Raw genomic sequence first — 19820 nt, 5'->3', positions numbered from 1 at the left:
GCATCCGGGATCGAACGGGGCGGCTCGCCTCGCAACCCTCGCCCCCAGGGAAGATAGCCCTGGGCAGCGGCGAGCCCCAGCCCAGCCTGCCGAGGCCGGGATTTGCGATGGCTTCGGCGCTTGGCCTATGATTCGCGCGCCGCGCAACCCGCGCGGCGCATCCACGCACACGTGCCCGGCGGCCTCAGGCCCGAGCGGCAGACGGCGCTTTCCTTCTCGGAGCCCGTCATGCGTCTGTCCCTTTCCCATCCGTTCGCCGCGACCATTCCCGTGGCGCCCAAGGCGCGCGCACGCGCGCGGCTGGCTGCGAACACGCGCCGCGGCAGCGCGCTCGCGCTCGCCTTGTCCACCGCCTTGGCGCCGGGCCTGCGCGCCCGCGCCGCCGAGGCCGAAGTGGCGCCCGCCGCCGACGCCGCGACCGGCACGGCGGTCACCCTCGACGAAGTGGTGGTGCGCGGCCAGCGCCGCCGCGAGGCCGGCGCCGCGCTCAAGCTCGATGCGCCGGCGCTGGAAACGCCGCAGGCGGTGTCGACCGTCACCCGCGAAACCCTCGACGCGCAGGGCGCGCGCCGCCTCGGCGAAGCGCTGCGCAACGTCGCCGGCGTCACCAGCAACGACGTCTACGGCTTCTTCGACGGTTTCAATATCCGCGGTTTCAATGCCTCGGCCGACGCGACCTATCTGGACGGCCTGTTGTGGTCGAATTCGATGGCGACGACCGAGCTCAGCGGCTTGGATCGCGTGGAGGTGGTCAAGGGGCCAGCTTCGGGCCTGTATGGGCAAGGACCGCTGTCGGGACTGGTCAATCTGGTCAGCAAACGGCCGCAGGAGCAGCGCTTCGTTACGCTGGATCTGGCCGCCGGCTCCTACGGCCTGCGCGAAGTCGGCATCGACGCCAACAGCCCGCTCGATCGCGACGGCCGGGTGCTCGCGCGCTTGAACGCCGTCTATCGCGACCAGGATTTCTTCGTCGATTTCTCCGGTGCGCAGCGCAAGTATCTGGCGCCGTCGCTGACCTGGAACATCGGCGAAGCGACCTCGATCACCGTGCTCGGCACCTGGCAGCGCGACCGGATCAATCCGTGGTCGCCGATCCCCGCCTACGGCAGCGCGCTGGCGAATCCCCACGGCCGTCTGCCGCGCCACCTCGCGATCAACGAGCGCGACGCGCCGGCGGAGCAGAACCGCGATTACGACGCGCTGGGCTACAGCTTCGAACACCGTTTCAGCGAGCGTCTGGTACTGCGCCAGTCGGTGCGGTACTCCGAATTCCACGACCGCTGGGACCATTGGCTGTTCGTCGCCGGCGTCAGCCCGGACCTGCGCACGTTCGGACGGTTCTATTACGGCCCGTATGAGGAGCGGGGCCACGATCTGCGCTCCGACACCAGCCTGTCCTGGACCATGAGCACGGGCGCGGTGGAGCACCGCTGGTTGCTGGGCTACGACTACAGCGAACGCCGTTCCAGCTACACCAACACCTTCGATCCGGGGCCGTACGACCTGGACGTGTTCGCCCCGGTGTACGGCCGCAGCGGCTTGCGGCCGGCGTTCGTCGACGACACCCGCTACGATCAGGCCGCGCGCCAACGCGGCATCTATCTGCAGGATCACGCCAAGATCGGCGAACGCACCACGCTGACCTTGGGCGGGCGCTGGGACGTCGCCTCCAGCGGCGTCGGCGCCGGCCGCGTCGAAGATCGCCAGTTCAGTCCGCGCGCCGGCCTGACCTACGCCTTGCGCCCGGAGCTGGCGGTGTATCTCAACCATTCGCGTTCCTTCGCGCCGCAAGGCAGCTACCGCAGTTTCGACGGCAGCGCCTTGCCGCCCGAACGCGGCGTCAACAACGAGATCGGCCTCAAGCTGGCGCCGCACGACGGCCGCATCGTCGCGATGCTGTCGATGTTCGAGCTGACCCGCCAGGACATGGCCAGCGAAGATCCGCAACATCCCAATTTCTATGTGACCCGCGGCGAGCAGCGCAGCCGCGGCCTGGAACTGGAAGGGCAATGGCGGCCGCGCGCCGATTGGGAATTGAGCTTCGCCTATGCCTGGACCCAGGCCGAAATCGTCCGCGATCAGGCGCTGCCCGCGGGCGCGCGCCTGGCCGGCGTGCCGCGCCACAGCGCCAATCTGTGGGCGCGCTATACCGTGCCTGCCGGCCCGCTCAGCGGCTTGGGCATCGCCCTGGGCGCGCACGCCGAGAGCGAGCGCCTGGCCAACAACTACGAACCGCTCGATCCGGTGTACCAGCGACCGTTCCGGCTCAAGGGCTACACCACCGTCGACGCCGCGCTCTCGTACGAGGCCGCGCGCTGGGATGCGCGCCTGAACTTCAAGAACCTGTTCGACAAGCGCTACATCCCCGGCGGCGCCAGCAGCGACCGCACCGCGTTCGGCGAGCCCAGGACGGTGGTGGCCAGCGTGCAGTGGAAGTTCTGAGAACCGCGGCGCCCGGGTGTTGCCCGGCTCACCGCGCTTGCCGAGGCATGACGTCATCGGGGCCGGCCTTGCGATTCCCGCGCAGCGAGTCCTTGCTTGTCCACGTCCGTGGAGAAACCGTTGGCGCCCACGGGTGGCCGCACAAAGAACAGGCCCAGGCGGATTCAGCCGCCTGGGCCCGGGCCGGACGCTATCTGGCTTGCCGCGGCCTTCCGACGAATCGAGTCGGATCGCGCGCTCAGTCGTCCGAGAAGCAACCCAGGGACAGCTTCACGTACCAGTAGCCGCTCGACGGCTGGAATTCCTCGACCAGGATGGTCTCTTCCTGGGTGGACTCGCCCCAGCCCAGGTAGCAGCTGCGGTTCGCGTAGTAGGAGGCGGCTTCATAGGCTTGGTCGCGGTCGTGACCATAGCCCTCGCCGATGACTTGATAGTGGTGCCGGGCCGCGAGCGCGGCACCGCTGAACACCATCGACATCAGAACGGCGGCGCCGACGGCGCGATACTTGTTCATCTTCATACATGCTCCTTGCAGGTGAAGTTCGAAGGCTGCGGAGTAAACGTGACGGACGTATTAATCCGATCGATGCAGATGGCGTAAACCGAGACCCATGCCGCGATCTGCTGCGTTTCGCCCGAATGCGGGCGCGGCTTTCGTATCGTTGCGCCAGATCGGTCGACGACGGACGGGGCGGCCATCGACGAACGGGATCGTGTTCTCTCCGCGCTGGAACCGTAGCACGTGCTGCGATCCCGAGGATGCCCCTATCGCTTCTTCCCGCGCGTGACCAAAAGCCGCTCAGGCCTCGCCTGCAACTCATCGTCGTGATGGGATGATGCGGACCCCAGCATGGGCGGAGGCCTTACTTGCACCTGCTGCGCACTCTGCGTCAGCTAGCGCCAATCTCGCCTCAAGTAATCCGTGGGCTCCCACCGACTCGCATCGCGGGGTCTATGCCGAGCGCGATCATGGAAAGAAGGAGTTCGAACTCATCAGCCAATTCCAGACTATTGGCCGACTCGGGCAGAAACGGCGCGGAATTCCGTATCGAATCCCTTGCGCCGACCAGGCTCGCCAACACCTGCTTCGAAACCACGTATTCGTCGGCAAGCAGAGAGGCCTTTCTGCTGATGTGCGCAAACAGCAACGAGAACGCCTCAGCATCAAAGACCTCCGCCGCTCGCAAGCGATGCACCGATCGCTCGAAAAGCTCATTGAGTTCCAGGTCGAATTCGTGCATCTCTTTGCCTTCGCTTCGGTTGCGCATAGGGTTGCCACCAGCGCGCACGGGGCCGTTTTTGGCATACTCGGCGCCATCGATTTCGCATGGACACTGAGAAGAATGACGGACGATAGAAGTTGGTACGGGCCGACAATAGCGATACTGTACTCGCTGCTTTTCGTAAGGGATCTGGAAAAGCATCTCCCGAGAACTTTGCACATGGCCCGGACAGGCTTCGGCAAGTTCTCGCCCGAAGATGTGAAGCTAGCCATCGAGAGGGTGCTGAACTCTTCGGTCGACCTAGCTGAACTGGCCGACGGATTGGGCGACCTGCCTTATTCCAACGCAACTCTTCGTGAGTATTTCGCAAAGGTCTTGCAGAACCTCTAGGCGGGCGACAAGGCGCAACCGGGGATGGCAAGGGGACGTGCGAGGGGAAAAATTCGCAGCCCCGGACCAAACCAGGCGATCAATCCGGAAGGTGCTCCAGGACCTTCGAAAAATATCGGCGGATATCCTCGTCCGAGTGAAGGACACCTTCGAGCTTTGTCAGATCCTCCGATGAGTTGAGCGCCATCTCAATCGCGTGCCGCATCTCCTCCGGGGAAAAAATAATCCCCTCCCCATTCTTCACCTTGGCAAGAGTTCTTGGAAAGAAGCTTTCGAGATCTCTAACACCGATAAGACCATACACCAGCAAGGTAAAGATCCCTCGCCATCTTTCTTCAGTGCGCATCACCACCTCCCGTCCGTTAAATTACGGCCACAAATGAATGACTGGGCTTCATTCCCGGAACCATGCCGACTCGAAGCTGCGCTCCGGATTCCGGACGAGAAAATCAGCGGAGTAGGATCTGGCGAAGTCCAGCCAAGCATCGAAGCCTGCAAACTCTCGGTAATATCTAAATCTCTCGTCGGATTCCCAAGGATTTGCAAGCACCACCCTGGAACCGCCGTCTGCGACGAAATAGGCAAGCAAATCCTGCTGCACAGCCTGCGCGAAAGGCACCAGGGCCAATCCGAACATGTCCAGTGATTCCTGGGCCGCCCAAGCCAGATTGCCAGAGAATATCCATGGCGGAAGGCCCGGTATGGCTGCGACATCCGGGGGGCATGCATCCACGAGAGCTCTGTACGCGGCGGGATAGATAAATCCGACCGGCAGTTCACTAACCGCAAGGTAGTGGCGATTTTCCATGAGCCGGCCGCCTGAGCAAGGCCGAGTCGCAAAGCGGATTCGGCTTGAATGAATCGTCAGGCCTTAGCTTGCCCTGGCAGCACGTGAGAGCGCAACTCTTGATCAAGCCAATGGCTGACGCTGAAATAGCGCGGCAGCTGACCAGCCACGCTGCGTGAAGCCTCGCGTTATATCCGCCAGGTCTCCGAAGCCGTACTCGCTGGCGCCCGACATCGCGCGTGGCGCCTCCCGCATCCACGTGTTTCGGGGGCGCGATGGAAGCGCTGTCTCAGGCCGACTTGGCCGAACCGTCATGAGGAACGCCCGAATGAGGATCGGATCCGAGTATAGGAGAAGGCCGGATTCGGGTTCGCCACGCCATACTGCCGCTAGCAACGCCTGCAGAATCAAGACGGCTCAAATAATCAGTTCGAAAGGCCCCGCAAAATCCTGGAGAAAAAGTCCCGAAGAACCTCGTCTGAATGCGGCAATCGCCCCCAAGCCTGCAGGTCTTCCGAAGATCGAAGCGCTTCCTCTATGGCAAACTTCAACTCCTCCGGAGAATAGATGATGCCAGATCCGGTTTTGACCATATGCAGAGTTTTGGCGTACTGATCATCCCAAGACCGTACAAAATTGAGCGTGTAGAGAAGCAGAATCATCGGCCCTCTCCATTTCGTGTCACCCATGATCAGCTTCCCCTATTTCAATTCGAGTTTTGCGAACGCCCATCAAGCCTACACCGATCGACTCCAGGCACTGCCTCCCGACATACATTTGCCCACACGATCAAGCGCTTGCGCATGAGACAAAAAAAATCGAGCCGCCGGTCGCGCCCGACACCCAGCGCTCGGACCTCGCAGAACTCCAAATGATGGTCAGCGAAGAACAGCGCCACCTCCCGCGATTCCAGCCGGCGCCCCACCCTCACCCCGTCGCACGCAGCAAGTAAGGCCCCGTCCGACTGGCGCCGATCCGCGCAACCTCCTCAGGCACCCCAGCCGCCACGATCGCCCCACCCTCCTCGCCCGCGCCCGGCCCCATATCGATCACCCAATCGCTATCGGCCACCACCCGCATCTCGTGCTCGATCACCACCACGGTGTTGCCGCCGTCGACCAAGCCGTGCAACTGCGCCATCAGCTTGTCGACGTCCGCCGCGTGCAGGCCGGTGGTCGGCTCGTCGAGCACGTACAAGGTATGCCCGCGCTGGCTGCGGTGCAGTTCGGTCGCGAGCTTGATGCGTTGGGCTTCGCCGCCGGAGAGTTCGGTCGCCGGTTGGCCCAGGCGCAGGTAGCCCAGGCCGATGTCGCGCAGCACGGTCAGCGGGCGGACGATGCTGTCTTCGTCGTGGAAGAACGCCAGCGCTTCGGCCACGGTCATCGCCAGCACTTGCGCGATGTTGCGTTCGCGCCAGGTCACTTCCAGGGTTTTTTCGTTGTAGCGCTGGCCGTGGCAGGTCGGGCACGGGGCGTAGACGGTCGGCATGAACAGCAGTTCGACCTGGACGAAGCCTTCGCCTTCGCAGGTTTCGCAGCGGCCCTTGGCGACGTTGAAGGAGAAGCGGCCGGCGTCGTAGCGACGCGACTTGGCCAGTTGGGTCTGGGCGAACAGCTTGCGCACCGGATCGAACAGGCCTGTGTAGGTGGCGAGGTTGGAGCGCGGGGTGCGGCCGATCGGTTTCTGGTCGACGTTGACCAGGCGCTTGATCGCGTCGGCGCCGCGGCCCAGGCGCCCGGCGGTGGGGCGCACTTCGCTGGGTTGCGGCGGGCCGTCGTCGCTGGCTTCGTCTTCGGGCTCGTGGCCCAGGCGCGCGCCCATCAGTTCGACCAGGGCCTGGCTGATCAGGCTGGATTTGCCCGAACCCGATACGCCGGTGACGGCGGTCAGCACGCCGAGCGGGATGCGCGCGTCGATGCCGTGCAGGTTGTTGCGGTGGATGCCGTGCAGTTCCAGCCATTGCGCCGGCGCGCGCCGCGCCTGGGCGCGCTCGCGGGTTCGTTCGCCGAACAGATAGCGCGCGGTCTGCGAATTCGCGACCGTGCGCAGGCCGTCCGGCGGGCCGCTGTAGAGCACTTGCCCGCCCTCCTCGCCCGCGCCGGGGCCGACGTCGACGATCCAGTCGGCGCGCCGCATCATCTCCAGATCGTGCTCGACCACGAACACCGAGTTGCCGGTGCCCTTGAGCTGGTCCAGCGCGTGGTGCAGCGCTTCGCTGTCGGCCGGATGCAGGCCGGCGGAGGGTTCGTCGAGCACATAGACCACGCCGAACAGATTGGAGCGGATCTGGGTCGCCAGACGCAGGCGCTGCAGTTCGCCGGGCGACAGCGTCGGCGTGGTCCGGTCGAGCGCGAGGTAGCCCAGGCCCAGCGCCTGCAGCGCGGCGATGCGCTCGACCAGATCGTGGGCGATGCGTTGCGCGGCGATGCGCTTTTCCTCGGACAGGTCCGGCGTGCGGCGCACGTCGGTGCCGCCGGCATGGGCGGAACCGCCGCGGGCGACGCGGCGCGCGGTGTCGCCGCGGCTGGCGGCGCGGCTGCGGGTGGCGCCGCGCGCCGGCGCGTCGAAACGACCGGCCGCGGCCGGCGCCAGGGTCTGCGCGATCGCGTTCAACGACAGCCGCGACAGGCTGCCGATGTCGAGGCCGGCGAAGGTCACCGACAGCGCTTCGGGTTTCAACCGGCGCCCGTCGCACACCGGGCAGGCCGCGCCGGTCATGAAGCGGGCCACGCGCTTCTTCATCAGCGCGCTCTGGGTGGTGGCGAAGGTGTGCAGGATGTAGCGGCGCGCGCCGGTGAAGGTGCCCATGTAGCTGGGCTCGGCCTTGCGCCGCAGCGCGGCGCGGGTCTGCGCCGGGGTCATGCCGGCGTAGACCGGCGCGACCGGCTGCTCTTCGGTGTAGAGGATCCAGTCGCGGTCTTTCTTCGGCAGCTCGCGCCAGGGGATGTCGACGTCGTAGCCCAGCGTCACCAGGATGTCGCGCAGGTTCTGCCCGTGCCACGCCGGCGGCCACGAGGCGATCGCGCGTTCGCGGATGCTCAGCGACGGGTCCGGCACCATCGAGCGCTCGGTCACTTCGTAGACGAAGCCCAGGCCATGGCAGTTCGGACACGCGCCCTGCGGCGTATTGGGCGAGAAGTCCTCGGCGTACAGCATCGGCTGGTTCGCCGGATAGGTGCCGGCGCGCGAGTACAGCATGCGCAGCAGGCTCGACAGCGTGGTGACGCTGCCGACCGTGGAGCGGACGTTCGGCGTGCCGCGCTGTTGTTGCAGCGCGACCGCCGGCGGCAGGCCCTGGATCTCGTCGACGTCGGGCACGCCGACCTGGTCGATCAGCCGCCGCGCATACGGCGACAGCGATTCCAGGTAACGGCGCTGGGCCTCGGCGAACAGCGTGCCGAAGGCGAGCGAGGACTTGCCCGAGCCGGAGACGCCGGAGAACACCACGAACGCGTCGCGCGGGATGCGCACGTCGACGTCCTTGAGGTTGTGTTCGCGGGCGCCGCGCACGCGGACGAAGGCGGCGTCGCCGGTTTGCGGGGAACGGGAATTGGAGGCCATGGGCGGTGGCGCGACAGCGCGTTGCATCGGGGGCGCATAGTGTGGACCCAACGACGTCGACGCGGCATCGCGCCGTGCCCTTTCACGCCGCCGAACGCGCCTCGCCGGACGCGACCTGGCCCAGGATCGTCGCCAGCGCGCGGCATCCGGCCTCGTCCAGCGGCAGCACCGGATGCCGCGGCGCGCCGACGTCGAGCCCCTGCAAGCGCAAGCCGGCCTTGACCGTTTTCGGCAGCCCGCCCTTGAGGATGAACTGCAGCAGCGGCAGTTGCCGGTAGAACGTCTGGCGCGCGGCGGCCAGATTGCCGGAGCGCACCGCGGCGTACAGGCTCAGGGTCTGCTCGGGGATCAGGCAGGCGGCGGCGGTGCACCAGCCGGTCGCGCCGGCGGCGAAGGCTTCCAGCGCCAGCGGATTGCTGCCGTTGAAGAACGGCACCGTGCCGCCCGACAGCTCGTGGATGCGGTGCATGCGCTGGATGTCGCCCGAGCTCTCCTTGATCATGCAGACGTTGTCGATCTCGCGGACCATGCGGATCATCAGCTCCGGCGACATGTCGATGCCGCTGGTGGCCGGATTGTTGTAGGCCATGATCGGCAGCCGCGTGGCCGCGGCGATGCGCGCGTTCGGCGACAGCCTCTATTTCGACGCGCAGATCCCGCACCGGGTCCGCAGCGCCGGCGCGCAGCAGGCGCAGGTGCTGATCGTCGTGCACGATGCGCAGGCGGAGGCGGAGCGCGACTGAAGCGCGGCGGCGGGACGACGGCGGCGCGTCGGCGGCTTCGCGACATGTCCGCTGAGACTCGCGCGGCCTTGCTTCACCCGCGCGATGTCGCGGCGCTCAATCGCAAGCGCCGCCGGCGCCGACCGGGCGCTTGAACATCAACATGAAAGCGTCCAGCCGCGCACCGCTTTCCCGCCCGGCGAGCTTCAAGGCCAGCGCGCCGGGTTCCAGCAGCAGGTTGTCGCCGCCTTGCGCGATGCGCCAGGTCCACTCCGCGCCGTTGGGCAGGTTCCAGGTCTGCGCCGGAGCGTAGGCCGAATCCTGCGGCCGCTGATAGGACAGATAGAAGCTGTCGGCCGACGGGTTCGGCGCCTGGGTCCTGCCGAGCAGCGCATAGCAGCCGCGCACCGGAACCGGCAGGCGGTAGCTGGCCACGCCGGTGTTGGCCGCACTGCCCTGCGGCAAGCCGACCGCGTGGCCTGACACCGCGCGGATGTCGGGCGTCTCGACGAAACCGTCGGCGATCTCGCTGGCGCCGTAGCTGGGCGGCAACTTGTTCCGGCCGACCTTGCTCAGCCACAGGTATTCGAGCTTCGCCCCCGGTTCGCGCGCGTACACGCGCAAGGTGTGGGTCGCGTCGCCGGACAGCGCGAACGCGGTCGCGGCATGGGTGGGGCCGGCGCTGACCGGTTCGTAGTTCCAGACGTTGCGGCCGGTCAGGTGCCAGTCCAGCAGCGGCCCGCCGTCGATCTGGACATAGAAGCTGTCGTCGTTGGCCGATTGCGCGAACGCGGCGCCGCCCAGGGCGTAGTCGCCTTTTTGGCCCGAGGCGATGTCGAACGTCCAACTGGCGACATTGGCCGGCGCATAGCCGGCGGTACTGACCAGATGATCGCCGAAGGCGCCCGCGTCCGTCCGCCGCGTCATGCTGCCGGACAGGGTCGCCGCCGAGGGTTTGAACATGAAACCCAGCACCTCGTTGCCGGCGTTCACCGTCGGCGCGACCCGGCCCGACGCCGTCGGCCGCGGAAACTCGCACGCGGTCCGGTACAGCAGAAGATCCGAAGCGGGCGGCAGGATTTCCGAGCCGTCTTGCGTCGTCCTGGCTGTATCGCCTTTCGACGGCAGCGTTTCCCAACGCAGGTAGTAGTGGAGCCTCGACAGGACCGGGTAGTTGTGCACTTCGGCCGGCGGCGGATAGACGATGGGGCTGCGCCGCACCAGCATCTTGGCCGGGGTCGGCTCCGGCGTTTGGTAGGTGCTGGCCGAATCGTTGCTGTCGCCGGTGGCCGGTCCGCTGACGCACAACGGGGTGTTGGGCGCGGTGTAGATCAAAATCGAGCCCGGCGGCGAAAACAACGGGGTCAGGGTCGTGTCGTCGATGATGTACGGGCCGCTGCTCGGATCCTTACCGTTCGATGTCTCGATCTGCACGTCGACCGTGCTCACGCCGTCCAGCGGATCGTCCGTGGCGAAACTGTTGTCGGCCTTGTTGGCTTCGCTACTGATCGTGCCGCCGCCGCTGAACTGCCAGCGCGAGACCGAACGGGTCAGCTGCACGCTGCGCCAGGCGCCGGTCGCCGCGACCGGACGCGCGACATGGATCTGCGATTTTCCGCCGGCGTCGTACTTGTGGTACGCGAGCATCGGCACGCCGTTGCGATCGAACGACAGCGCCGGCTGGCCGTTGGCGAGGCCGCCCTTGCGCGGGATGTCGTCGACCGTCGTCAGCGTCGTGGCGGGCGTCACCGGCAACGCCACGGATCGACCGAACGCGTCGGTCCAGTTCGCCAGATCGGCGGTGCGCATGTAGGACAGCCGATAGTTGTCTTCGGCCAGACCGATGTCGCCCTTGTCGGTCAGCCCGCGCCACATGAAGAAGCAATGCAGGTAGCCGCCGTGGGCGACGCATTCGGGATAGGCGCTGTACGCGCCGCTCCACGAAAACAGCGCGGGGCCTCCGGTCGCCGAGGAAAAGGTGCGGGTCGCGGCGTCGTAGCGCGCCAGGTACAGGCTTCCGGCCTTGAGGCCGACGTCGCTGTGGTTGCGATAGGAAAACAGGAACTCGCCGTTCGGGCCGGTCAGGAAGGTCGGATAGGTCAAGCGGGTTTCCTGCGCGGGGTTCAGCACGCTCGCAACCCGCTGCATGAAGCCCGCGCCGATCTGCGCAGCCGCCGTCATCGGCTGCGCGGAGCGGTAATAGATCATCGTATCGGAGTAGTGCATGTTGCCCGACAAGTGCACGTAACCGGCCGAATCGATCTTCACCGCCAGATAGTTGTGGCTGTCCCAGCCGACCGCGCGGGTGTCGCTCAGCGTGGTGCGGGACCAGGTATCCGAATCGAGATCGCGGGCCGCGAGCGTGATGCGCCGGTCGACGCCGTTGTAATAGGCCGCGAGCTGGAACGTCTGCGTGGTGACCAGGGCGAAGCCGACCGGATGCCCGGACCACACCGTGTCGACCGGCGTGGCCAGGCGCTGGTTCTTGCCGAGCACATCGTCCGGGAAGTCGCCGCTCGCCGAAGCGGATGCGGCGAACAGGCCGGCGCACAGCGCCGCCGCCAGTACCCGCCACCGACGGCGGACGGATCGATGACGCGTCATGCAACACCTCCCTGGCGATCGTGCCGGTCGCGGGCGGCGAACGCCCGTCCTCGCTCGATACTATGCCAGCCGGCGCCCGAACGACCGCACCGCGGCCCGCGGCGATGCCGCGCCGGCCCGGTTCAGCGCTGCGACCGCGCTTTCGCGGCCGCCGCCCGACGCGGCGGGCGCGCCGGCGCCGCGGTCCCGCAACCTTGCGCATCGCCCGCGCAACAGTTGCGGGTGAGGAAGGCGATCAGCTCGTTCATCGCGGAAAAATCGGCGCGGTAATTGACGTAACGGCCTCGCGCTTCGCCGAGGATCAACCCCGCGGCGACCAGTTCCTTGAGATGGAACGACAGCGTGGCGCCGGGCATCGACAGCGCCTGCGCCAGTTCGCCGGCCATGCGGCCGCCGTGCCCGGCTTCCACCAACTGCCTGAAGATCGCCAAGCGCGAAGCGTGGCCCAGCGCGGCCAGCGACCGGCTTGCGTTCAATATTTCCATATTTCTAGAATAGTAGAACAACAGACCGCGAGCAATCCGCCATGACCCCGCCGCCCCTGCCCCTGCTCGACCCCGCCGCGCTGCAGATCCCCGAGCCCGCCCGCCTCGGCGCCGCCGCGCACGCGCCGCGCATCCTGATCCTGTACGGCTCGCTGCGGCCGCAGTCCTACAGCCGCAAGCTGGCGTTGGAGGCGCAGCGGCTGCTGCAGCGCTTCGGCGCCGACGCACGCGTGTTCGATCCGCACGAACTGCCGATGCTCGACAGCGTCGCGGCCAGCCATCCCAGGGTGCAGGAGCTGCGCGAGCTGTCGCGGTGGTCCGAAGGCCAGGTCTGGGTCAGCCCGGAGCGGCACGGCGCCGTCACCGCCGTGTTCAAGAACCAGATCGACTGGCTGCCGCTGGAAGACGGCAGCGTGCGCCCGACCCAGGGCCGCACCCTGGCGGTGATGCAAGTCTGCGGCGGATCGCAATCGTTCAACGTGGTCAACGCCTTGCGCGTGCTCGGGCGCTGGATGCGCATGATCGTCGTGCCGAACCAATCGTCGGTGGCGAAGGCGTGGCAGGAGTTCGACGAGGACGGGCGAATGAAACCTTCGTCCTACTACGACCGGGTGGTGGACGTGATGGAGGAACTGGTCAAGTTCACCCTGCTCACCCGCGGCCACAGCGATTACCTCACCGATCGCTACAGCGAGCGAAAGAACGACGCGGCCGCGCATCGGCTCGCCGCCGCGGCGGGCGCCATCGAAGCGACCACGGCGAACGCAACGACCCTGCCTGCATCCGCTCCCGCACCGACCGCCAAAACCGCCTGCTGCGCGGGCGCTTGCACCTGAGGCTCGTATGCGCGCCGTCATCTATCACAACCCCGACTGCGGGACCTCGCGCAATACGCTGGCGCTGATCCGCCATGCCGGCATCGAGCCGCAGGTGATCGAGTATCTGCGCCATCCGCCCGAACACGGCCGCCTGCTCGAACTGATCGCGGGCGCCGGGCTGAGCGTGCGCGAGGCGATCCGCACCAAGGGCACGCCGTATTTCGAACTCGGGCTGGACGACCCCGACGCGACCGACGCTGCCCTGATCGATGCGATGCTCGCCCATCCGATCCTGATCAACCGCCCCTTCGTGCAGACCGATCTGGGCATCCGCCTGTGCCGGCCTTCGGAAGCGGTGCTCGCGCTGCTGCCGCCGATCGTCGCCCCGTTCGCCAAAGAGGACGGCGAAATCGTCATCGACGGGCACGGGCGACGCCCGCTGCGCGAAGAACCGTGAGCGCAATGGGCGCGGCCGGCGCGGTCGACGTCCCACGGACCAGCCGCTGCCACGGAGGCATGCGCCACGCGCGCTTGAGATGGCCGGCCCTCGCGGTCCACGCCGCACCGGCATATCCGCCGACGCCTGCGTTGCGGCAGCGGCGATCGATGCGCATGTCCGCGGTCTCGCGATAGCGCTACCCCTGCTCACGTCGCCGCCAACCCGCCGACGGATCCTCGCTGCCCTGTTCGTATTCGAACGGCCATTGCATGTGCGCCGCACCTGACCGCATTCGATCCGGCCGCGATTCGTTGTACGGCCGTGAGTTTTCGCCGACGCATCGCCGACGCATCGTTAACCGATCAGCCCGCACTGTCTGGATAAGCATCCGATATTCGTCGCCCCGCTACGCCGCGCGTGCACGCTCGTGGGTTCGCGCCCGCGCGGCGTCGTGGCGAACGCACGCCGCACCCGGAACCGGGCGCTCCGCCGGACTTCGAGGCTCTGCCGGTCGCTCGAGCCACCTCATAGCCAGCCGCTACAGGATCGTCCCCATGGCCAGCAAATCCCGCTCCACGCCACGTCACCTCGGCGCCGCCAGCAAGACAGGCAAGCGCTCGCCCGCAGACGCGAACGCCGCACGATCGACCGCGACGCACGACTCGACGAAAGCGCCGGATCGCCGCCCCGCCGCCGGCAAGCGCGCTGATTCGCGCGGCACTGGCGACGAACTGCACCAGCAAGCCGCTGGCGAACACCAGACCTTGACCACCAATCAAGGCGTGCCGTTGTCGGACAACCAGAACTCGCTGCGCGCGACCGAGCGCGGTCCGACCCTGCTGGAAGACTTCATTCTTCGCGAGAAGATCACCCACTTCGACCATGAGCGGATTCCAGAGCGCATCGTCCACGCGCGCGGTTCGGCCGCGCACGGCTACTTCGAGCTAACCCGTTCGCTCAAGAAGCACACCACCGCGCGCATTCTGACCGAAGTCGGCGAGCGCACTCCGGTGTTCGTGCGTTTTTCCACCGTGGCCGGCGGCGCCGGCTCGATCGACACCCCACGCGATGTGCGTGGGTTCGCGGTCAAGTTCTACACTCAGCAAGGCAACTGGGATCTGGTCGGCAACAACATTCCGGTGTTCTTCATCCAGGATGCGATGAAGTTCCCGGACGTGGTGCACTCGGTCAAGATGGAGCCCGACCGCGGGTTTCCCCAGGCCGCCAGCGCCCACGACACGTTCTGGGACTTCATCTCGCTGACGCCCGAAGCGATGCACATGATCATGTGGGCGATGTCCGACCGCGCCATCCCGCGCTCGTTGCGCATGATCGAAGGCTTCGGCGTGCACAGCTTCCGGCTGGTGGACGCGAAGGGGCGATCCACCTTCGTCAAGTTCCACTGGCGGCCCAAGCTCGGCCTGCAGTCCACGCTGTGGGACGAGGCGGTCAAGCTCGCCGGCGCCGATCCCGACTTCCACCGGCGCGACCTGTTCGAAGCCATCGAACGCGGCGATTACCCCGAGTGGGAACTGGCGGTGCAGCTGTTCGACCAGGAACAGGCCGATGCGCTGCCGTTCGACCATCTGGACCCGACCAAGCTCATTCCCGAGGAAACCATCGGCCTGACCGTGATCGGCCGCATGGTGCTGGACCGCTGGCCGGACAATTTCTTCGCCGAAACCGAGCAAGTGGCGTTCTGCCCCTCGCACGTGGTTCCGGGCATCGATTTTTCCAACGATCCGCTGCTGCAGGGGCGTCTGTTCTCTTACCTGGACACCCAGCTCTCGCGCCTGGGCTCGCCCAACTTCCACCAACTGCCGATCAATGCGCCCAAGTGCCCGTTCGCGAACCTGCAGCGCGATGGCCATATGCAGATGGGCGTGCCCAAGGGCCGGGTCAACTACGAGCCCAGTTCGCTGGACCCGACTTCGCCGCGGGCGACGCCGTCGGGCTTTCGCAGTGCGGCGATCGCCGCCGACGACGGCGTCAAGGGACGCGTGCGCCCCGCCAGCTTCGCCGACCATTACAGTCAGGCGCGGCTGTTCTTCCGCAGCCAGACCCCGCCCGAACAGGCCCACTTGGCTTCGGCCCTGGTGTTCGAGCTGTCGAAGGTGCAGACGCCGCACGTGCGCGAGGCCATCGTCGGACATCTGCGCCACGTCGATCCGGATCTGGCCCGGCGCGTGGCCGACGGACTGGGCCTGCAACGGCTGCCGCCCGCGCCGCCGGCCGCCGTGGAGCCGGTCGACCTGCCGCTGTCGCCGATGCTGCAATTGATCGGCAAACGCAAAGACACCCTCGCCGGACGCTGCGTCGGCGCGCTAGTGGACGAAGGCTCGGACGCGGCCCTGATCGCGGGCTTGCGCGAGGCGGTGGAAGCGGCCGGCGCCCAGTTCAAGATCGTCGCGCCCAAGCTGGCCGGGGCCAAGCTCAGCAACGGCCGTTCGCTGCCGGCCGACGGCCAGCTTGCGGGAACGCCGTCGCTGATCTTCGACGCGGTTGCCGTGGTGCTCTCGGACGCGGCCGCGGGACGGCTGGCGAACGAAGCGGCGGCGCTGGATTTCGTCCGCGACGCGTTCGGCCACCTCAAGGCATTCGCGGTCGACGCGGGCGGACGCGCGCTGTTGCGCGCCGCGGGCATCGAGGCCGATGCCGGCGTGGTCGCCGCGCAACGCGCGGACGCCTTCGTCAAGCTGGCCAAGAACCGCCAGTGGGACCGCGAGCCGACGCTGCGGACCCTGGCCTGACACCGCGCGGCGCGGCCGGCGTGCGCGGTCGGCTGCGCCGGCCCTGGAAGCACGCCCCGCGCCGATGCTTAGCCCATGCCTGAAGGCCCCACGATCGTCATCCTGAAAGAAGAAGCCGCGGCGTTCGACGGACGCGTGGTGGAGCGCGTGGCCGGCAACAGCACCCAGGACATCCAGCGGATGCGCGGCCGCAGAATCCGCGCGATCCGCTCGTGGGGCAAGCATTTCCTGCTCGAGTTCTCCGGCTTCAGCCTGCGCGTGCACCTCATGCTGTACGGCAGTTACCGCATCAACGAACGGCGCGAGGCCGCGCCGCGCCTGAGCCTGCAGTTCGCCGGCGGCGACGAACTGAATTTCTACGCGTGTTCGGTCAAGTTCATCGAAACGCCGCTGGACGAGGTCTACGACTGGTCGGCCGACGTCATGAACCCGCATTGGGACCCGAAGTCCGCGCGCGCGAAGCTCAAGCAGATGCCGCAGGCGCTGGCCGCCGATGCGTTGCTGGACCAGAACGTGTTTTCCGGTGTCGGCAACATCATCAAGAACGAGGTCCTGCACCGGATCCGCCTGCATCCCGAGAGCCCGATAGGCGCGCTGCCGCCGCGCAAGCTCGGCGAGCTGATCGCCCAGGCCCGCGACTACAGCTTCGACTTCTATCGCTGGAAGAAGGCTTACGAGCTCAAGCGGCACCTGCAGGTGCACACCAAGACCCACTGCCCGCGCGACGGCGCCCGGCTGAGCTTTCGCAAGCATCTCGGGCGCTACAAGCGACGCGCGTTCTTCTGCCCGCTGTGCCAGCGACTGTACGCGCCCGCGACGGACGCCGCCGGCTAGCGCACGGCCCGCCGCCTTTGTCGATCGCATCCTTCGGCGAAACCGCCCGGGCGCCCGGCGCGCGGGCGGCCCACATCTCCGCCATTCGAGCGCGGACGGCAACCGCCTGGGCGAGCCGCCAGCGTGAGCGGTTTCCTACTTCGGCGCTGAACGGTTAAGCGCCGGCGGCGAATGAAACATCGTCGCGCGCGAATGCCGCTTTATTCACGTTTCGGCGACTTCGCGCTGCTTACGGTCGCCCACCTGGGGGGACATCCTCTTCAACGCTAAGGAACGCTCACGATGGGTATGCAAGCTTTCGAGACCACGCAAGAAATCGCATTGGTAGTGGACGCCGACGCCGAACTGGCGCATTGGCGTTCCGGCTTTCGCGAATTGCCGCATTGCCGGTCGCTACGCTGGGATGAGGTCAAGCCGGCGCTGAAGCTCGGCATCGATGCCTGCCTCAAGGCCAATGGCCGCGACCTGACCGAAATGGTCGAGGAACTGGAGACCCGTTACCAACGCACCGGCAACGAATCGCGCCTGAGCTGGAGCCAGGCGCGCGAAATCGTCGCCATCGTGTGGGTGCGCATCTGGGAGCAAAGCAGGAGCCGGCCTGCGACCGCGGCGCTGGCGCCGGTTCCGGCCGGCAGGATGTCGATGGGCCTGCGCGCCCGCTGATCCAGGCAGGACGATCGCGTTGCGGCGCCGGCGACCGGCGCCGCGGCGCATGGCGGTCCCCGCACGCCGCGAGGATGGCCGGGTTTCAGCGCTCGCCGTCCCCGCCGGGCGCGTCGCCTTCGGACTCGCCCGCGCTGGTTGCGGCATACCAGGCGGCGTAAGGGCTGCGCTGGACCGTGCGCCGGTTGTAGTCGGGCGCTCCGTCGGTCCACCACACCGGGCCGCGCTCGCCGAGCGCGCGTTTGGCCTGATCGACGCGCCGGCGCGCTTCGCGCAGCGCGTCGGCCCGCCCCGCCGCGGCGGCGACCGCGCGCCGGGCCGCCATCAGATCGCCGACCGCCTGCGCCTTCTGCGTCGCCGACAGATGCGGCGACGTCGCCCGCCACAGCCGGCCTCTGACCACGATGTAGCGTCCGTCCGGCGTGGTCAGCACGCGCGGCCGCCTCAGCGCTTCAGATCCACTTCGCCGACCTTGTCGGCGTATTCGCGCTTGGGATCCATGCCCAGCAACAGCTTCATGCCGGCGAGCAGGCTGTTTTCGTTCAACCAGACCTCCGCGCTGCTCGCATCGAACCGCAGCAACGCCAAGTTCGGATCGTCCTTGCCGCCCTCGTACCAGGCCGCGATGAACGGGTTCCACAAATGGTCGATCACGGCGCGATCGATGTCCAGGTGCAACTCGCCCTCGATGCTCGCGAACACAGAGTGATCCTTCGCCACGAACGCCGCGACGGCGCGGGCCGGCCGCTCCAGGCGGCGGACCAGTTCGTTGTCGCGCGCGGTGAAGATCCACAGCGGCGAGCGGTCGCCCTCGGCCAGCGCGGTCATCGGCCGGCTGTGGCCGTTTTCGCCTTCGACGCCCAGCATGATCGTGCGGTCGTCGTGCAGGTGCTTCCACAGTTTGCGTTCCAGCGCTTGGGAATCGGTCATGTCGTTCTCCTGAAAGCGCCGGCAGACGGCTCTATCGCATGTCCAGGCTGCCTGGGCGCGTGGTGGGATGGGTCTGAAACGGACACCACGAGACTGGCAGCGGCGGCGTTAACGGCGCGCCTGAGCCGCGCGAAGAGGGCGCAAACCTCGCGCTCGCACGGCCGGCGGCGAACCCGAGCGCGATCGGGTTGCGCCGAGTCCCGTCGATGGCGCGCCGCCGCCCGCTCAGGCGCGCTTGGTCGCCCGCGAACGCGCCGCCGGCTTGGCCGGCTTCTTCTTCGCAGCCTTGGCGGTCTTGGCCGCGCGCTTGCCGGCCGCCTTGGCCGGCGCTGCGGCGCCTTTCTTCGCCAGGCTGCGCTTGAGCAGCTCGGCGAAGTCGATGACGTTGGTCGCGGCGTTCTCCGGCAATTTGGATTCGTCGGCCTGCTTGCCGCGCACCACCTTCTTGGCCTTGACCCGTTGCTCGATGACCTTGTGCAGGCGCTGGCGGAAGTCGTCCTTGTAGGATTCGGGTTTCCACGGCGCGGTCATGGATTCGATCAACTGCTGCGCCATTTCCACCTCGCGCGCGGAGATCTTCCATTTCGCCAGGCCGCCTTCGGGCAGCTTGTAGTCTTCCGGGTCGACCAGTTCCTGGGCGTAGCGCAGGATCAGCAGGACCAGCGCGTTGCCCTTGGGCGCCAGCGCGGCCAGGTATTCGCGGGTGCGGATGACCACCCGGCCGATGCCGACCTTGCCGGTTTTCTCCAGCACCTCGCGCAACAGCACATAGCCCTTCTCTGCCTTCTTGCCCGGCTCCAGGATGTAGGGCTTGTCGTAGTACTCGCTGCCGATCAGGGCCGCATCGACGAAGGCATCGATGTCGACGGTTTCGGTGTGGTCCGGCGCGGCGGCCGCGATGTCGGCCGCTTCCAGCACCACGTAACTGCCCTTGTCGTATTCGAAGGCCTTGACGATCTCCTTCCACGGCACTTCCTCGCCGGTCTCCTCGTTGACCCGCTCGTAGCGGATCGGCGCCTTGTTGCGGCTGTCGAGCATGCGGAAATGCAGGTCGACCCGGCGCTCGCCGGCCATCAGCTTGACCGGGATGTTGAGCAGGCCGAAGGAGATCGTGCCGGTCCAGATCGGGCGTGCCATGGTGCGGACTCCTGACAGTGGGCGGTGAAGTGGCC

General features: G+C 67.2%; 19 protein-coding genes. 7 read left to right on the top strand and 12 right to left on the bottom strand.

The annotated features are described in order from the left end of the window. Positions 1-228: 228 nt before the first annotated feature. Positions 229-2442: a TonB-dependent siderophore receptor gene (locus JHW41_RS07475; protein WP_250449503.1), complete on the top strand. Its 2214-nt coding sequence runs from the start codon at positions 229-231 to the stop codon at positions 2440-2442. 238 nt (positions 2443-2680) lie between these two features. Here JHW41_RS07475 and JHW41_RS07470 read toward each other — a convergent pair whose 3' ends face one another. The 7 genes from JHW41_RS07470 to JHW41_RS07440 form a co-directional block, all read right to left on the bottom strand. Continuing rightward, positions 2681-2962, bottom strand: a complete 282-nt coding sequence (locus JHW41_RS07470; protein WP_057948465.1) for a hypothetical protein — start codon at positions 2960-2962, stop codon at positions 2681-2683. A 391-nt stretch (positions 2963-3353) separates the two neighbouring features. Further along, on the bottom strand, positions 3354-3866 hold the full coding sequence (locus JHW41_RS07465) for a hypothetical protein (RefSeq protein WP_250449502.1): 513 nt from the start codon (positions 3864-3866) through the stop codon (positions 3354-3356). Between the two features lie 268 nt (positions 3867-4134). Next, positions 4135-4401, bottom strand: a complete 267-nt coding sequence (locus tag JHW41_RS07460; RefSeq protein ID WP_250449501.1) for a hypothetical protein — start codon at positions 4399-4401, stop codon at positions 4135-4137. A 48-nt stretch (positions 4402-4449) separates the two neighbouring features. Then, positions 4450-4863, bottom strand: coding sequence for a hypothetical protein (locus tag JHW41_RS07455; protein WP_250449500.1), 414 nt, complete (start codon positions 4861-4863; stop codon positions 4450-4452). 404 nt (positions 4864-5267) lie between these two features. Beyond that, a complete protein-coding gene (locus JHW41_RS07450) occupies positions 5268-5504 on the bottom strand; it encodes a hypothetical protein (protein ID WP_250449499.1) in 237 nt (78 codons plus the stop codon). Between the two features lie 265 nt (positions 5505-5769). After that, the gene (uvrA, locus tag JHW41_RS07445; protein ID WP_250449498.1) at positions 5770-8403 is read right to left on the bottom strand and encodes an excinuclease ABC subunit UvrA; all 2634 of its coding nucleotides are present in this window, start codon (positions 8401-8403) and stop codon (positions 5770-5772) included. Between the two features lie 82 nt (positions 8404-8485). Next, positions 8486-8992, bottom strand: coding sequence for a dihydrodipicolinate synthase family protein (locus tag JHW41_RS07440; RefSeq protein ID WP_250449497.1), 507 nt, complete (start codon positions 8990-8992; stop codon positions 8486-8488). Between JHW41_RS07440 and JHW41_RS07435 the strand changes: the two genes are divergently transcribed. Further along, a complete protein-coding gene (locus JHW41_RS07435) occupies positions 8991-9146 on the top strand; it encodes a cupin domain-containing protein (protein WP_250449496.1) in 156 nt (51 codons plus the stop codon). The two genes, JHW41_RS07440 and JHW41_RS07435, sit on opposite strands and share 2 nt — an antisense overlap. A gap of 96 nt (positions 9147-9242) precedes the next feature. Here JHW41_RS07435 and JHW41_RS07430 read toward each other — a convergent pair whose 3' ends face one another. Continuing rightward, complete coding sequence (locus tag JHW41_RS07430; protein WP_250449495.1) at positions 9243-11729, bottom strand: BNR repeat-containing protein; 2487 nt, start codon at positions 11727-11729, stop codon at positions 9243-9245. Between the two features lie 122 nt (positions 11730-11851). Next, positions 11852-12214 (bottom strand): ArsR/SmtB family transcription factor, encoded by a 363-nt coding sequence (locus JHW41_RS07425; RefSeq protein WP_057948474.1) that lies wholly within the window; start codon positions 12212-12214, stop codon positions 11852-11854. A gap of 41 nt (positions 12215-12255) precedes the next feature. Between JHW41_RS07425 and arsH the strand changes: the two genes are divergently transcribed. The 5 genes from arsH to JHW41_RS07400 all read left to right on the top strand — a co-directional run bounded on the left by arsH (position 12256) and on the right by JHW41_RS07400 (position 17718). Further along, positions 12256-13050, top strand: coding sequence for an arsenical resistance protein ArsH (gene arsH, locus JHW41_RS07420; RefSeq protein WP_250449494.1), 795 nt, complete (start codon positions 12256-12258; stop codon positions 13048-13050). Positions 13051-13057: 7 nt separating this feature from the next. Then, positions 13058-13489, top strand: coding sequence for an arsenate reductase (glutaredoxin) (arsC, locus tag JHW41_RS07415; protein WP_250449493.1), 432 nt, complete (start codon positions 13058-13060; stop codon positions 13487-13489). 536 nt (positions 13490-14025) lie between these two features. After that, entirely contained in the window at positions 14026-16221 is a 2196-nt protein-coding gene (locus tag JHW41_RS07410; protein ID WP_250449492.1) for a catalase, read from the top strand. A gap of 75 nt (positions 16222-16296) precedes the next feature. Further along, complete coding sequence (locus JHW41_RS07405; protein ID WP_250449491.1) at positions 16297-17055, top strand: DNA-formamidopyrimidine glycosylase family protein; 759 nt, start codon at positions 16297-16299, stop codon at positions 17053-17055. A 282-nt stretch (positions 17056-17337) separates the two neighbouring features. After that, entirely contained in the window at positions 17338-17718 is a 381-nt protein-coding gene (locus tag JHW41_RS07400; protein WP_250449490.1) for a hypothetical protein, read from the top strand. Between the two features lie 85 nt (positions 17719-17803). On the opposite strand, the gene JHW41_RS07395 is transcribed toward JHW41_RS07400, so the two are convergent. The 3 genes from JHW41_RS07395 to JHW41_RS07385 all read right to left on the bottom strand — a co-directional run bounded on the left by JHW41_RS07395 (position 17804) and on the right by JHW41_RS07385 (position 19785). Further along, complete coding sequence (locus JHW41_RS07395) at positions 17804-18151, bottom strand: hypothetical protein (protein WP_250449489.1); 348 nt, start codon at positions 18149-18151, stop codon at positions 17804-17806. A gap of 11 nt (positions 18152-18162) precedes the next feature. Next, entirely contained in the window at positions 18163-18648 is a 486-nt protein-coding gene (locus JHW41_RS07390) for a pyridoxamine 5'-phosphate oxidase family protein (protein ID WP_250449488.1), read from the bottom strand. Between the two features lie 225 nt (positions 18649-18873). Next, complete coding sequence (locus JHW41_RS07385; protein WP_250449487.1) at positions 18874-19785, bottom strand: Ku protein; 912 nt, start codon at positions 19783-19785, stop codon at positions 18874-18876. Between the last annotated feature and the right edge of the window lie 35 nt (positions 19786-19820).

It is taken from the genome of Lysobacter enzymogenes (genome assembly GCF_023617245.1).
GTDB lineage: Bacteria > Pseudomonadota > Gammaproteobacteria > Xanthomonadales > Xanthomonadaceae > Lysobacter > Lysobacter yananisis.
The sequence above is the reverse complement of the archived record's forward strand: the minus strand, read 5'-3'. Positions and strand labels throughout refer to the sequence as shown.

What these genes read in the sequence shown, in the direction of transcription:
- JHW41_RS07400 (WP_250449490.1), top strand. Translation starts at nt 17,338, where the DNA reads ATGGGTATGCAAGCTTTCGAGACCACGCAAGAAATCGCATTGGTAGTG.
- JHW41_RS07440 (WP_250449497.1), bottom strand. Translation starts at nt 8,992, where the DNA reads ATGGCCTACAACAATCCGGCCACCAGCGGCATCGACATGTCGCCGGAG.
- JHW41_RS07405 (WP_250449491.1), top strand. Translation starts at nt 16,297, where the DNA reads ATGCCTGAAGGCCCCACGATCGTCATCCTGAAAGAAGAAGCCGCGGCG.
- arsH (WP_250449494.1), top strand. Translation starts at nt 12,256, where the DNA reads ATGACCCCGCCGCCCCTGCCCCTGCTCGACCCCGCCGCGCTGCAGATC.
- JHW41_RS07470 (WP_057948465.1), bottom strand. Translation starts at nt 2,962, where the DNA reads ATGAAGATGAACAAGTATCGCGCCGTCGGCGCCGCCGTTCTGATGTCG.
- JHW41_RS07460 (WP_250449501.1), bottom strand. Translation starts at nt 4,401, where the DNA reads ATGCGCACTGAAGAAAGATGGCGAGGGATCTTTACCTTGCTGGTGTAT.
- JHW41_RS07410 (WP_250449492.1), top strand. Translation starts at nt 14,026, where the DNA reads ATGGCCAGCAAATCCCGCTCCACGCCACGTCACCTCGGCGCCGCCAGC.
- JHW41_RS07425 (WP_057948474.1), bottom strand. Translation starts at nt 12,214, where the DNA reads ATGGAAATATTGAACGCAAGCCGGTCGCTGGCCGCGCTGGGCCACGCT.
- uvrA (WP_250449498.1), bottom strand. Translation starts at nt 8,403, where the DNA reads ATGGCCTCCAATTCCCGTTCCCCGCAAACCGGCGACGCCGCCTTCGTC.
- JHW41_RS07450 (WP_250449499.1), bottom strand. Translation starts at nt 5,504, where the DNA reads ATGATTCTGCTTCTCTACACGCTCAATTTTGTACGGTCTTGGGATGAT.
- JHW41_RS07430 (WP_250449495.1), bottom strand. Translation starts at nt 11,729, where the DNA reads ATGACGCGTCATCGATCCGTCCGCCGTCGGTGGCGGGTACTGGCGGCG.
- arsC (WP_250449493.1), top strand. Translation starts at nt 13,058, where the DNA reads ATGCGCGCCGTCATCTATCACAACCCCGACTGCGGGACCTCGCGCAAT.
- JHW41_RS07390 (WP_250449488.1), bottom strand. Translation starts at nt 18,648, where the DNA reads ATGACCGATTCCCAAGCGCTGGAACGCAAACTGTGGAAGCACCTGCAC.
- JHW41_RS07455 (WP_250449500.1), bottom strand. Translation starts at nt 4,863, where the DNA reads ATGGAAAATCGCCACTACCTTGCGGTTAGTGAACTGCCGGTCGGATTT.
- JHW41_RS07465 (WP_250449502.1), bottom strand. Translation starts at nt 3,866, where the DNA reads ATGCTTTTCCAGATCCCTTACGAAAAGCAGCGAGTACAGTATCGCTAT.
- JHW41_RS07435 (WP_250449496.1), top strand. Translation starts at nt 8,991, where the DNA reads ATGATCGGCAGCCGCGTGGCCGCGGCGATGCGCGCGTTCGGCGACAGC.
- JHW41_RS07385 (WP_250449487.1), bottom strand. Translation starts at nt 19,785, where the DNA reads ATGGCACGCCCGATCTGGACCGGCACGATCTCCTTCGGCCTGCTCAAC.
- JHW41_RS07475 (WP_250449503.1), top strand. Translation starts at nt 229, where the DNA reads ATGCGTCTGTCCCTTTCCCATCCGTTCGCCGCGACCATTCCCGTGGCG.